The sequence below is a fragment of the Rhodococcus sp. T9N genome, assembly GCF_024436645.1.
Classification (GTDB): domain Bacteria; phylum Actinomycetota; class Actinomycetes; order Mycobacteriales; family Mycobacteriaceae; genus Rhodococcus_F; species Rhodococcus_F qingshengii.
In genome coordinates this window covers 363567-376393 of record NZ_JAMSKS010000002.1, presented here as the reverse complement: position 1 = coordinate 376393, position 12827 = coordinate 363567, and the positions used below count along the sequence as shown (strand labels likewise).

The 12827-nt window shown below is 62.4% G+C and carries 11 protein-coding genes; 7 read left to right on the top strand and 4 right to left on the bottom strand.

The genetic code is table 11. The features are described 5' to 3' along the window. Window positions 1–23 precede the first annotated feature (23 nt). A complete protein-coding gene (locus tag M1L53_RS05495; RefSeq protein ID WP_007734072.1) occupies window positions 24–260 on the top strand; it encodes a hypothetical protein in 237 nt (78 codons plus the stop codon). A gap of 135 nt (window positions 261–395) precedes the next feature. On the opposite strand, the gene M1L53_RS05490 is transcribed toward M1L53_RS05495, so the two are convergent. The 3 genes from M1L53_RS05490 to kstD form a co-directional block, all read right to left on the bottom strand. Next, entirely contained in the window at window positions 396–2159 is a 1764-nt protein-coding gene (locus tag M1L53_RS05490) for a cholesterol oxidase substrate-binding domain-containing protein (protein ID WP_042449392.1), read from the bottom strand. Between the two features lie 69 nt (window positions 2160–2228). Beyond that, window positions 2229–3086 carry a MaoC/PaaZ C-terminal domain-containing protein gene (locus M1L53_RS05485; RefSeq protein ID WP_003945880.1) on the bottom strand — a complete coding sequence of 286 codons (858 nt, stop codon included), beginning with the start codon at window positions 3084–3086 and terminating at the stop codon, window positions 2229–2231. Continuing rightward, the gene (gene kstD, locus M1L53_RS05480) at window positions 3076–4800 is read right to left on the bottom strand and encodes a 3-oxosteroid 1-dehydrogenase (RefSeq protein ID WP_198165760.1); all 1725 of its coding nucleotides are present in this window, start codon (window positions 4798–4800) and stop codon (window positions 3076–3078) included. Before kstD ends, M1L53_RS05485 begins: the two co-directional genes overlap by 11 nt. Window positions 4801–4915: 115 nt before the next feature. Between kstD and M1L53_RS05475 the strand changes: the two genes are divergently transcribed. Genes M1L53_RS05475 through M1L53_RS05450 form a run of 6 tightly spaced genes read left to right on the top strand, consistent with a single transcriptional unit; the run spans window position 4916 to window position 10495 of the window. Continuing rightward, a complete protein-coding gene (locus M1L53_RS05475) occupies window positions 4916–6514 on the top strand; it encodes an FAD-binding protein (protein ID WP_042449394.1) in 1599 nt (532 codons plus the stop codon). 3 nt (window positions 6515–6517) lie between these two features. Further along, on the top strand, window positions 6518–7303 hold the full coding sequence (locus tag M1L53_RS05470; RefSeq protein ID WP_042449395.1) for a 2-keto-4-pentenoate hydratase: 786 nt from the start codon (window positions 6518–6520) through the stop codon (window positions 7301–7303). An 8-nt stretch (window positions 7304–7311) separates the two neighbouring features. Beyond that, complete coding sequence (locus M1L53_RS05465; RefSeq protein ID WP_003945771.1) at window positions 7312–8214, top strand: acetaldehyde dehydrogenase (acetylating); 903 nt, start codon at window positions 7312–7314, stop codon at window positions 8212–8214. After that, window positions 8211–9254, top strand: coding sequence for a 4-hydroxy-2-oxovalerate aldolase (dmpG, locus tag M1L53_RS05460; protein WP_007734084.1), 1044 nt, complete (start codon window positions 8211–8213; stop codon window positions 9252–9254). Before M1L53_RS05465 ends, dmpG begins: the two co-directional genes overlap by 4 nt. A gap of 3 nt (window positions 9255–9257) precedes the next feature. Next, window positions 9258–10010 (top strand): SDR family NAD(P)-dependent oxidoreductase, encoded by a 753-nt coding sequence (locus tag M1L53_RS05455; RefSeq protein WP_019746895.1) that lies wholly within the window; start codon window positions 9258–9260, stop codon window positions 10008–10010. After that, complete coding sequence (locus M1L53_RS05450; protein WP_054188047.1) at window positions 10007–10495, top strand: VOC family protein; 489 nt, start codon at window positions 10007–10009, stop codon at window positions 10493–10495. The genes M1L53_RS05455 and M1L53_RS05450 overlap by 4 nt, the downstream gene beginning before the upstream one ends. Here M1L53_RS05450 and M1L53_RS05445 read toward each other — a convergent pair. Then, a complete protein-coding gene (locus tag M1L53_RS05445; RefSeq protein ID WP_054188048.1) occupies window positions 10482–12089 on the bottom strand; it encodes an FAD-dependent monooxygenase in 1608 nt (535 codons plus the stop codon). The genes M1L53_RS05450 and M1L53_RS05445 overlap by 14 nt on opposite strands. Window positions 12090–12827 lie beyond the last annotated feature (738 nt).

Below are 12827 nucleotides of genomic sequence, written 5' to 3'. Positions count from 1 at the left end.
GATGGATCTGGGACAATGCTCCGATGCGAAATACCCCGAAGTCCGAGTCGTTGTTGCGCGCCCGCGCGGAGAGGGAAGAGCGCACCGGCTCCTCCGAGCATCCAGCTGGTGGCGCGCCGAACCCCGGAGAGGACTCGTCGTCGTCCGAGCCGGGGGCACGCAGCGACAGCGCCACGATTCGGTCGGCTCGGTCCGAGCTCTCAACTCACGCCAGGGCAGTGGAAAGTATGCACGAGGCGATCCATCCTGATCGCGATTGAGGCAGCTGCCTCGTCGGGATGCGGGGGACTCCTTCATCCCGCTCACTGCAACGCACGACGGCCGCCGCACTCCCGAAAGTAAGGGGAGTGGCGACGACCGTCGAGTTGTCAGAGTGTGCGCTCAGTACTTGAACCTCAAGGCAGCAACTGGTCCAGGAAGGTGTTGCTGAAGACCTTGTGCGGATCCAACGCGTTGAATGCGGCGTTGGCGGTGTCCCAGTTGTCGCTCGATGGGACGCCGTCGCGGTAGGTCTGGGGGAGGCCCTGGGTGATGATCGGGGTGTCGGTGTACGGCTTGTCGGGGCCGAACGCCCAGCCCTTGGACCACTCGGGGCGGAAGGTGGCGTCGTTGTTGTTGTAGTGATTACGCATCCACTGTTCCATTTCGCGGTAGAACGCGAACATGCCGGGGGTTCCGGGGACGCCGAGGACGTTGAGCCAGATGGCGGTGTCCCATTCCGGATGGTCGGGGCGCGGGCGCATGGCCGAGATGGTGGGGGCGCCTGCCGAGTCGACCTCGACCTCGGATGGTTGATCGAGGCCGCAGCAACGGATTTCGACGGGGCCGTTGAGGGGGAACTGTCCGATGGAGCGGTAGTACTCCATGCGACCGTTGAACCACTGGGTGAAGTCGTGGATGACCTGGCCGATGTTGGCGCGCGAGGTGATGACGGCTCCGCCGCCCTCGGTCAGACGAAGGGTGGTGGCCCGGATGTAGAACTGGACGTCCTTGGACCATCCCCACAGGTCGTTGGAGAACGTCGCGGCGAGTCCGGCAACGGTGGTGGCGTACATGATCTGCCCGAATGCCGGTGCGATGCCCGGGTTTCCGGAGTTGATCTGGCCGATCATGTCGGTGACCGGCTCCGGGAGGTTGTCGGAGAAGATGTAGTTGTACGGTCCGGTCACCTCACGCGAGAACGGCGGCTTGGTGGGGGCAAGTGACCACACCTTCATCCACGGGCGTTCGGTGAAGGGGTACCAGATTGCTTCTGCGCGACCGTTTTCGCGGACGAACTTCTCGAAGGTGCGTCCGGACGCTCCGCGGGCGCCGAAGAGTTCCTGCCAACCGATGTCGGTGTGGCTGACGCAGCGCATGCGGTAATTGGGGGCGGCCTGCAAGGTGACGGAGGTGAGGAAGGTGCGTCCGAGGTGAGTCAGCAGCGGCTTGATCGCCGCGTCGCTACGCGCGTACGTCTTCAGTGCGTACTCGCTGCCGTTCCAGACCACTGCGGTCAGGGAGGTGACGAGGTTGGAGAGTGAGCCGAAAGTCTGTCCGGGAACGTGTGCTTCGCCTTCGGCGGGGAGAGCTGCGCCGTGAGCGTCGACGGCGAGGCAGCCGGCAATGGTCAACACACCCGGCGCCGGCAGGTTCGCGAACCCGAGGCCCTGTGCCTGCAGTGCGGTCGTGATGGCGTCGAGGGTCGCGCCGGGTCCTGCGGTGACGGTGGCTGGGCTGCCACCGGCGTTGACGGAGACTCCGGTGAGGTGGACCGTGGTGTCGGCGAGGATGACCTTGTCGACCGGCGCACCGTTGACGATGGTCAGCGGCGTCCAGCCGTGCATGGCGCCGCGGGGACGAATGGTGTAGCCGTTGGCATGACCCCAGTTAGCGAGGCGGACTACGTCTTCGGGCGTCTTGGGCGAACAGGTCCAGATCGCGTCGAGCATGATCTCCTTGGACCAGTTCTGATATGCCTGCTGGTACAGCGCGATGCCTTCGGGGAAGGCAGGCGGCGGCGTGAGGGTGGACACGGGACCACCCGCGGAGCCGGAAGAGCCGGCGGGGACGGCGTAGGCCGGCGTCCAGCCGGCGAATGCGGTCGCTGCCACGGCGCCGGCTCCAGCGGCCATGAAACCTCGTCGGGACAGTCGGAACTTTTCGTCTTGTGCCGTCATCTTCGGGCTACTCCATCGGGTTCGAGAACTACGGTGAGTTCTAACAGGTGGGTATCAGACAGGTTGGTATCAGACAAGAGTGAGAACTACGTCAGCCAGGGCAGGAGCTTCGCGCTCCAGTACAGAAGCTGAGATCAGGAGTCGCCCATTGTCTTTCCAGATCTGGATACTCAAGTTCTCGCCGGGAAATACGACCCCGGCAAAGCGGGCCCGAAATCCGGCTACCCGACTGCTGTCGCCGTCGAGCATGGTATCCACTGCGGTCTTGCAGACCATTCCGTAAGTACACAGTCCATGCAGGATAGGCGCTGGAAAGCCTGCCGCGGAGGCGAATTGCGGATCCGAGTGCAACGGATTCCGATCACCACACATCCGGTACAGCAAAGCCTGCTGTGGAAGCACAGGCGTCACCACTGTCTCATCTGCTTCGCGATCCGGAAGCGTAATCGACTCCGACGGACCACGTTCACCCCCGAAACCACCCTCGCCGCGGGCGAAAATGGACGAGCGAGCTGTCCACAGCGGGTTGCCCTCGGCGTCAACCGTGACGGATTCCTGCACGATCACCGCGGCCTTGCCCTTGTCCCAGACCTCGGCGATTCGAGTTGTAGTGCGGCCACTTCCACTTGCCGGGATCGGCTGATGGACAGTGACTTCCTGGCTCCCGTGGACTACCTTCGCCAGATCGATTTCGACGCCGGGGAACGACACCTTCGGTGCTTCGGTGGCGTGGAAGTTGGCGGCGACGGTGGCAAAGGTGGGTAGTACCTGAGGCTTTTCGTCGTCGAGGTATCGAAGCTCGTTCGGATCAAGCGGACGAGCACCTGCCCCCAGTGCCAAGTGGTAGTGCTGCACGTCCGACGGGGTCCACGAGAACTCTTGTGGCGCAAGCTCGGCGCCGAGTGCGATCTTCGGATCAATTGGCATGGTCGACCGCCGTCTTTTCAGCTGCCGGTGCTTCGGTTGTCTCGGCCTTCTTCGCACGCTCGACGATGTCGAGTACGGCCAGGTAGCCGAAAGTCATTGCGGGACCGATGGTCGCGCCTGGTCCGGCGTAGGTGTGGCCCATGACCGGAGCGCTCGCGTTGCCAGCCGCGTAGAGGCCGTCGATGACGCTTCCGTCTTCGCGTAGTGCTCGGCCGTTGACGTCGGTGCAGATTCCGCCCTTGGTGCCGAGGTCACCCGGAACCATCTTGATGGCGTAGAACGGAGCCTTGCTGATTTCGGCGAGGCTGGGGTTCTTCAGTCGGGGATCGCCGTAGTACGCGTCGTAACCACTGTCACCGCGTCCGAAGTCCTCGTCCTTGCCGTTGCGTGCGAAGCCGTTGAACCGGTCGACGGTTTCGGTCAGCGATGCGACGGGAAGCCCTGTCTTCTCGGCCAATTCGGCGATGGTTCCCGCCTTGACCACGATGCCGGCCTTGAGCCAGCGGCCGGGGAAGGGGGAGCGGGGAGTGATACCGGCAAACGTGTAGCGGTTGCGGTAGCGCTGATCGAGAATCATCCACGTCGGGATGTTCTCGCCGGGGCCCTCGCCCTGACCGAACTCACCGCCATACATCGCATGGGTTGCCTCGACGTACGGAGCCGCCTCGTTGCCGAAGCGCTTGCCCGACATGTTGACCATCATGCAGCCCGGGAGGGTGCGCTCGGAGAGAGCGAACCACGGTCCGCCGGTCAGCGGAATGGACGGGCCCCACCAGGCGTCGTCCATGAAATCGACTGCAGCGCCCACTTCTTGGCCTGCGCGGATACCGTCGCCGGTGTTTGCCTTCGCGCCGACGGTCCATTCGGTGCCGATAGGTGCGCGCTGGTACTTCTCACGCATTTCCTTGTTGTGCTCGAATCCGCCGGATCCCAACACGACTCCGTGGCGAGCGCGGATGACCTGCTCCTCGCCGTCGACGATGACGTTGACGCCGCGAACTGCGCCGTCTTCGGTGTACAGGGAGGTCAGCGGGGTGTTCAGCAGGATGGGTACTCCGGCGGACTGAAGTCCGAGTCGAATACCGGCGACCAGTGCCTGGCCGCGAACCAGCAGATCCTTCTTGGTGGCCTTCGCTGCGAGGAATCGCATGCCGACCTTCATGGCGCGCAGGGGTCCGCGAGGATTGCGCATCAGCAGGTTGAGCCACTTGTAGTCGGCCTGGGTGATGACGAAGTTCTTGGGGGCCTTGACGTAGTCGGGCTCGAGGTTCTTGCGGTCGGCGCCCAACTTGTTGCCGTCGAACGGGGTGGGCTCGACACTGCGGCCACCGAGGCGTCCGCCGGGTGCTTCCGGGTAGTAGTCGGAGTAGCCGGGAACCCACTGCAGCTCGAGCGGGCTGTTCTTCAACACGAACGAGAGCATCTCGGGACCGCGCTCGAGATAGGTGTCGATGCGTTCGGGAGCGACAACGTCGCCGATGATGCTGTGCAGGTAGGAACGTGCGGCCTCCGGTGTATCGGTGACACCGTCCGCTTGAAGTGCCTCGTTGTTGGGGATCCAGACCCCACCACCGGAACGGGCGGTCGATCCGCCGTAGTGGGCGGCTTTCTCCACGATGACCACACTCAAGCCCTGGTGGGCTGCGGTCAAGGCCGCTGTCATACCTGCGGCACCACTGCCGACGACGACGATGTCGTATTCCTGCTTGCTCATGTAGAACACGTTATAGAATGATGGGGGTGTCAGTCCATGCTTTCTGCCAGGAAGTATTTCCGGACGTTGTCATTGATAACGAAACACGTTGCAGTGAGATTGAGGATGGTGCGGTGTGACCTGGGATACTTCGGTTGACGTCCTTGTGGTCGGGTTCGGTGTGGCGGGCGCCAGTGCGGCGCTCGAAGCTGTAGCGGCCGGTTCGTCGGTTTTGGCAATCGACCGAGCACTCGGTGGTGGTGCCAGCACGATTTCCGGAGGAATCTACTACGCCGGCGGCGGCACCGTGATTCAAAAGGAAGCCGGTGTCGAGGACAGTCCCGAAGCCATGCTCGCCTACCTGAACCGCGAGGTCGGTGACGCGGTGACGCCGCAGACTCTGCGCCGGTTCGTCGACGAGAGCCCGGCGTCGATCGACTGGCTGCGCAGTCACGGCGTGCCGTTCGAGGCCTCACTCTGTCCGTACAAGACGTCGTACCCGAGCAACAAGCACTACCTCTACTTCTCGGGTAGCGAATCGGCCGGCGGGTTCCGTGACATCGCAAAACCTGCTCCGCGTGGTCATCGCGCCAAGGGGCGTGGCACGTCGGGAAAGATGCTGTACGGCCCGCTCGCGAAGTCCGCGGAGGCGAAGGGCGTCCAGTTGCTCGGCCAGACGCGAGCGGACCGGCTGATCATCGAGGACGGCCGGGTGATCGGCGTCGAAGCACTGACGCTGCGTGACGCACCCGCCGGAGTTCGTCGCCGTCACGCGACGCTCGGGTCCTTGTCCTCCAAGCCCGGCGTCTACGCACCGCAGTTGCGCACGATTCTCGACGCACTCATCGCGAAGATCGAGAAGAAGCACGCCAAGCGGATTCGTATCCAGGCACGCGGCGGCGTGATCCTCAGCGCCGGCGGCTTCGTGTCCAATCGCGAGATGATGCGTACCCATGCTCCCGCCTACAAGGGCGGTATCCCGCTCGGCACCTCCGGGGACGATGGCAAAGGCATCAACCTCGGTGTCGAAGCCGGGGGAGCCACCGACAAGCTCGGCAATGTGTCCGCCTGGCGATTCATCGTCCCGCCGAGTGCTTTTCTCGGTTCCATTTTGGTGGGTGAATCCGGTGCGCGAATCGTCGACGAGTCCCGTTACGGTGCCGCTCTCGGTCAGGCGATGGCGGAGAAGAGCAGCGGAATCGGTTGGCTGCTGGCAGATTCCGAACTCGTTCGCGAAGCGAAATCGCAGATAAGTGACCAGTCGATGTGGTTCCAGCGGGTACAGACCACCGGAATGATGCGTACTGCAGTGCGTGGCAACACCATTGCCGAGGTCGCCCGCAAAGCGGGGATAGACGTCGCCGGCCTTCAAGCCACCGTCGACGCGCACAACTCCGCTGCCGCTGCCGGACAACCTGATCCGATGGGTAAACCGTCGGACTTCGTCAGGCCGATACTGTCTGCGCCGTTCACGATGTACGACGTCTCGATCAAGCCCAACATGATGAATCCGTGCCCGATGCTCACGCTCGGTGGATTGGTGGTCGACGAATCGTCCGGCATGGTGAAAAACGAGGCCGGGGAGGGTATCCCTGGTCTGTACGCCGCCGGCCGTACCGCGGTCGGTATCTGTTCCAACTCGTATGTGAGCGGCTTGTCGCTCGCCGACTGCGTATTCTCCGGACGACGAGCCGGTCAGCACGCAGCCGCATTCTCCACAGTCGGAAAGGCCTGAACGATGCTCTCGACGCAGATCCGCGGCGAACTTGCCGACCATCTTGATTCGGCGGAACGGGATCGCGCTCCGATCAGCCCGCTGATCGCCACGTATCCGGACATCGACGTCGTCGACGCCTACGAGATCCAGCTCATCAACATCCGGCGTCGTGTTGCCGGTGGCGCAAAGGTGGTCGGACACAAGGTCGGACTCTCGTCACTGGCGATGCAGCAGATGATGGGCGTAGACGAGCCAGATTACGGTCACCTGCTCGCCGAGATGGAAGAGTTCGAGAACCGTCCGGTCGACACGTCGCGCTTCTGCTTCCCGCGCGTCGAGGTGGAGGTCGCCTTCATTCTGGGAGCAGATCTGCCGGGCGCCGGGTGCACCGAACAAGACGTCATCGACGCTACTGTCGCCTATGCGCCGTCCATCGAGTTGATCGACAGCCGGATCAAGGACTGGAAGATCGGCCTCTCGGACACCATCGCGGACAACGCGTCCTCCGCCGGGTTCATCCTCGGCAAGGAACGAGTTCGCCCGTCGGACATCGACATCAAGGCCATCGACGCGGTGCTGACCTGCAACGGGGAGCGGATTGCGGAGGGGCGCAGCGATGCGGTTCTCGGTAACCCGGTCACCGCTGTCGCGTGGTTGGCGCAGAAGGTCGACACGTTCGGAGTTCGGCTCAAGGCCGGCGACATCGTTCTGCCGGGTTCGTGCACGCGAGCGATCGACGCTCATCCAGGCGACAACTTCCGAGCCGAGTTCAGCGGCCTCGGTTCCGTCTCTCTTCAGTTCACGTAGGAGTAGTCATGACCAAGGCAAGTGTGGCGATCGTCGGATCGGGAAACATCAGTACCGATCTGTTGTACAAACTGCAGCGTTCCGAGTGGCTCGAACCGCGATGGATGATCGGAATCGATCCCGAGAGTGAAGGATTGGCGCGCGCCCGCAAGATGGGACTCGAGACCTCCGCCGAGGGCGTCGACTGGTTGCTGAACCAGGCGGAGAAACCGGACCTGGTCTTCGAGGCGACGTCGGCATACGTGCACCGCGAGGCAGCACCACGCTACGAGGCCGCCGGTATCCGTGCCGTCGACCTGACTCCGGCCGCGGTCGGCCCGGCTGTGGTTCCGCCCGCGAACCTGCGTGAGCACCTGGACGCGCCCAACGTCAACATGATCACTTGCGGTGGGCAGGCAACCATTCCGATCGTCTACGCGGTGTCGCGTGTCGTCGACGTGGCGTACGCCGAGATCGTCGCCTCCGTTGCATCATTGTCCGCCGGCCCGGGAACTCGCGCGAACATCGATGAGTTCACCAAGACCACCAGCCGCGGTATCGAGACCATCGGCGGCGCACAGCGCGGCAAGGCGATCATCATCCTCAACCCCGCGGACCCGCCGATGATCATGCGCGACACAATCTTCTGCGCTATCCCCGAAGACGCCGATCAGGCCGCGATCACCGACTCCATTCACCGCGTCGTCAAGGACATCCAGCAGTACGTGCCCGGCTACCGGTTGCTCAACGAACCGCAGTTCGACAAACCGAGCGTCGTTTCCGGTGGCTATGCAACGGTCACCACGTTCGTCGAGGTCGAAGGCGCAGGCGATTTCCTGCCGCCGTACGCGGGCAACCTCGACATCATGACGGCAGCAGCCACCAAGGTGGGCGAGGAAATCGCCCAGAAGCTTCTGAGTGTGAAGGCATGAGCGACATGATTCATTTCGATTCGAGCTGGGACATCCGCGTCACCGACACATCGCTGCGCGACGGCTCCCACCACAAGCGTCATCAGTTCACCGTCGACGAAGTACGAGCCATCGTCGGTGCCCTCGACGGAGCCGGAGTGCCGGTCATCGAGGTCACTCACGGCGACGGTCTCGGCGGATCCTCCTTCAATTACGGCTTCTCGAAGACTCCCGAGCAGGAACTCATCAAAGCTGCCGTCGAGACGGCGACAAACGCGAAGATCGCCTTCCTGATGCTGCCCGGACTGGGCATCAAGGACGACATCGTCATCGCGCAGGACAACGGTGCGTCCATCTGCCGTATCGCAACTCACTGCACCGAGGCCGACGTATCCATCCAGCACTTCGGCCTCGCGCGTGAGCGTGGACTCGAAACAGTCGGATTCCTCATGATGGCTCACTCGATTCCGCCGGAGAAGCTGGCCAAGCAGGCTCGCATCATGGCCGACGCGGGTTGCCAGTGTGTGTACGTGGTCGACTCGGCCGGCGCGCTGGTACTCGAGCAGGTATCCGATCGCGTCGAGGCGCTGGTTCAGGAACTCGGCAACGACGCTCAGGTCGGCTTCCACGGCCACGAGAACCTGGGCCTGGGCGTCGCCAATTCCATTGCGGCAGTTCGTGCGGGAGCCAAGCAGATCGACGGTAGTACCCGTCGGTTCGGTGCCGGCGCCGGCAACGCCCCGGTCGAGGCCTTCGTCGGTGTTTGCGACAAGATCGGCGTCAAGACCGGTATCGACTTCTTCGCCATCGCCGATGCAGCCGAAGATGTTGTGCGCCCGGCAATGCCGCAGGAATGCCTGCTCGATCGTCAAGCACTGATGATGGGCTACGCCGGCGTGTACTCGAGCTTCCTCAAGCATGCCGAGCGTCAGGCCGAGCGGTACGGAGTGTCGTCCGCGGAACTGTTGGTGCGCGCAGGTAAGCGCAAGTTGGTCGGCGGACAGGAAGATCAGTTGATCGACATTGCGCTGGAACTCCAGCGCGAAGCAGCGGCTTCCTAGCCCATGGCAGACGTACTGGCCGGAAAAGTGGCCTTGGTAACCGGCGCGTCCTCAGGGTTGGGGCGCGCCGTCACCGAGATTCTCCACCGCAGGGGCGCACAGGTTTTCGGTATCGCCCGCGACAAGGAAAAGCTGCGACAGTCGATGGTCGAGGTGGTTGGCGCGGATGGAGAGCGTCGTTTCGCGGCGACGGACGTCTCGGATTCCGCTCAGTGTGATGCGGCCGTGCAAGCGTGTGTCGACGAACTCGGTGGTATCGACATCCTCGTCAACGTGGCGGGATCGCACTCGCTTCGTCATACGGCGGATATTGCGGATTCCGAATGGGCACATGACCTTGCGGTCAATCTGAACGGACCGTTCTTCCTTTCCCGAGCAGCGCTGCCGCACTTGCTGGAACGGGGCGGCAACATCGTGAACGTCTCCTCGATCGCGGGGCTGGAAGGGCAGGCGTACTCGGCTGGATACTGCGCTGCCAAGCACGGACTCATCGGACTGACCCGAGCGATGGCGATGGAGTTCACCGGAAAGTCTCTGCGTGTCAACGCAATCTGCCCCGGCGGCATGATGACTCCTCAAGTCACCGGATTCACCTTCCCCGACGGAGTCGACTTCGACCTCGTCATGAAGGTTGCCTCGCCGCGTGGCTTGATGGAAGCCGAGGACGTTGCGAAGATGGTGGCTTTCGTTGCCTCCGACGACGCCTCGGCGATACACGGGGCCGTCTACTCGGTGGACAACGGAAAAATGGCATGACCCCGTTGGTCTCGGGACCGATCTTCCAAATCTGCTGGGTGGTCGAGGACATCGAGGCCGCCGAACAGGAGTTCACTCGGCAGTGGGGAGTGGAGCGATGGCTACGTATGCCAGACATCGCCTTTGGTCCCGAGACCACAACGTATCGAGGTGAGCCCGCGGACTATGTCGTTCACGTGTCGATCGGATATGCGGGCAGCCAACAGCTCGAGTTGATCCAATCAGTGTCCGGACGCAACCTGTACACGGAGTTCCTGGAGACTCACGGCGTCGGAGTTCATCACCTGGCCTGGGTTCCAGGCGATTACGAGGCGACGTTGCTCGAGGCCGAGCGTCGCGGAATGTCGGTGGTGCAACAAGGTCGGGTAGAGGGCGTCGGCATGGAGTTCTCCTACCTCGATGCCGGGCCGTTGGGTGGATACGTCGAGTTGATGAAGCTCTCGCCCGAGATTCGGTTGATGTTCGCTTCGCTCATTCCTGATTGACGGCAAACAATTTCGTGAAGTAATCGGAAACGTTCTCCGGGTGACCACGGAATCCGAGGTAGCCGTCGGGGCGAATGACCAGCGCCGCCGTACCTTCGACCCCATACGCGGCGCACAGTTGCGAGGCGTTGTCCTCGATGATCGGCACCAGCGAGTCGACGGTCACGGTTCCCGGTGGCACTATCGCGTAGACGTCCAGCAAGCCGTGCGCTGATCGAATTGCGGCGTCGGCGACCTTCTCCAAGCTGTTGATGCTCTCCGCGGATCCGTCCGAAGTCAGCAGTAACGTGTGGTCGACTCCTGACAGCAAGTCGAACAACCGAATTGGGTACTGAACACCGTCTCGGCGCAAACCGCGCGCATCGGGTGCGCGTTCGCCCGGTTGGACATGCGGACTCGAAGAATCACGCCCGCTGTTCAGCGGACTCTCCGAGTAGTCGATCAACAATTGAGCCTGGCGCCGCATTGCCGTGTCGATCGAGGACTCTCCCGAACCGATTCCTTCTCGAGCATTTCGGACGGTCATCCCGACGACTTCTTCACCAACCGGTCGTCTTTCGGCGTCGTAGGTCTCGAGAAGATCTGCTGTTGCAACACCTTTGACTGCGAGCGCTATCTTCCATGCGAGATTGTGGGCATCTTGGATCCCGGTGTTCATACCCTGAGCACCAGTCGGGGGATGAATATGCGCGGCGTCGCCGGCGACAAAAACCCGTCCGCGGCTGTAAGCGTCGACGATGCGGTGGCTGATGCGAAATACCGAGGACCATCGCAGCATCGAGGCGGTTGTCGGCTCTGGGGAGAGTCTGTCGAGCACGGCCTGGATGTGATGTAGTTCAGGTGTCTTGCCGGTTGAAAAACCGTGTTGTACAGCGGCTTTGTTCGACGATTCGTCCGGCATCAACTCGTCCGGAACGAGCATCGACATGCGGTACCGCTTGTGTCCGGGAAGTGGGATGCAGACGAGTAGATCGTCGGTGGTTCCGTCGTCGCTGGTGTGGTTGGCGCGGACGGAGTAGCCGCTGGGTATCGACCAGTCGACTTCGACGTCACCGAGCATGTAGCTCTCGGCAAATGCGCCGCCCTCGAAGCTCAGGCCCAGCCCTTTGCGGACCACGCTGTGCGCGCCGTCGGAACCCACCAGGTACTGAGCCGTCACGGTACTGCCGTCGCTGAGGGTGCAGGTGACGGCGTCGTCGGATTGTTCGAATGCAGTGAGGCCGACTCCGCGTTCGACGGTTGTTCCCAACTCGGTGAGGCGCTCGGTGAGGATGCGCTCCGTCGAGTACTGAGGCAGACAGAGAAACCAGTAAGGAACGTCCTCGGGGAGGGTGAGGTCGACGCGGCCGACCTCGACGCCGTTCGTGTACATGATCTGACCGCGCATCAATGTCGAGGCGTCGAGTGCCTGGCGGAGCACCCCCATGTTCTCGAAGAGTTCGAGAGTGCGTGGCTGAATCCCGACGGCTTTCGCGTATTGCCGCGGTTCGTCGAGCGGGTCGACTATTCGGCATGAGATACCGCGTCTGCGCAGCTCGATCGCGGTGGTCAAGCCGATCGGGCCGGCGCCCGCTACCAATACGTCGGTATCCATGAGGACCCACTCACGTCGGGGACAGTCGGTCATTTCAGTATGGGTACGCGAACTTTCGTTTTGGGGAAATTCGCGCAAATCGGACATCGAGAGGTTGTGTCTCGCGCCGACTGTCCGTCCGCGCACCGACTGTTTTGCGCTATTGCTCGTCTTCGAAGCCGAGCGCGATTCTCCTGCACAGAAGCGTGAGCTCGACCTCGTCGACGCGTGGCGCGTCGTCCCATGAATCGACGTCGTTCCAACTCACTGAACTCGGAGCGCCGAAAGGCCTGACGAAAACGTGCTGATGAAAGTGGGGGACGCTTAGCCCAGCGATCGCGGAGAACACGAATTCCGGAGTCAATTCCGAGTCGAGGGCACGTGAGACGCACCAGACCGCGTGTGCGATGGCGAGTGCTTCAGGTTCGGATAGTGAAGGCAACCCGGACACGTGTCGACGGGTCTCGACGAACACATATCCAGGAACCGAACGTCCGTGTGGTGGAGGGGGCCGATGGGAGACAACGACGAAGTCGTCCTCGAATATTCGAGGGCTGACGAGCGGGCCTGTTCCTCGGTGTTTGGCGCATATTGCGCACGTTGACGTCCCCATTCCACTTTTGTAGCGAGTGTGGCGCGGTGGCGGAAGATTTGCGATCAGCCCGAACGGAGGGTTCATCTAGATGTACAAATTGACATGTTTGTAAAAGTTTTACCTTGAAAATCGTTGACAAAACGCCATCATTTGTCCACTCTCTA

Coding starts and splice junctions, on each gene's coding strand:
- M1L53_RS05495 (WP_007734072.1), top strand. CDS start 24: ATGCGAAATACCCCGAAGTCCGAGTCGTTGTTGCGCGCCCGCGCGGAG.
- M1L53_RS05490 (WP_042449392.1), bottom strand. CDS start 2,159: ATGACGGCACAAGACGAAAAGTTCCGACTGTCCCGACGAGGTTTCATG.
- M1L53_RS05485 (WP_003945880.1), bottom strand. CDS start 3,086: ATGCCAATTGATCCGAAGATCGCACTCGGCGCCGAGCTTGCGCCACAA.
- kstD (WP_198165760.1), bottom strand. CDS start 4,800: ATGAGCAAGCAGGAATACGACATCGTCGTCGTCGGCAGTGGTGCCGCA.
- M1L53_RS05470 (WP_042449395.1), top strand. CDS start 6,518: ATGCTCTCGACGCAGATCCGCGGCGAACTTGCCGACCATCTTGATTCG.
- M1L53_RS05465 (WP_003945771.1), top strand. CDS start 7,312: ATGACCAAGGCAAGTGTGGCGATCGTCGGATCGGGAAACATCAGTACC.
- dmpG (WP_007734084.1), top strand. CDS start 8,211: ATGAGCGACATGATTCATTTCGATTCGAGCTGGGACATCCGCGTCACC.
- M1L53_RS05455 (WP_019746895.1), top strand. CDS start 9,258: ATGGCAGACGTACTGGCCGGAAAAGTGGCCTTGGTAACCGGCGCGTCC.
- M1L53_RS05450 (WP_054188047.1), top strand. CDS start 10,007: ATGACCCCGTTGGTCTCGGGACCGATCTTCCAAATCTGCTGGGTGGTC.
- M1L53_RS05445 (WP_054188048.1), bottom strand. CDS start 12,089: ATGGATACCGACGTATTGGTAGCGGGCGCCGGCCCGATCGGCTTGACC.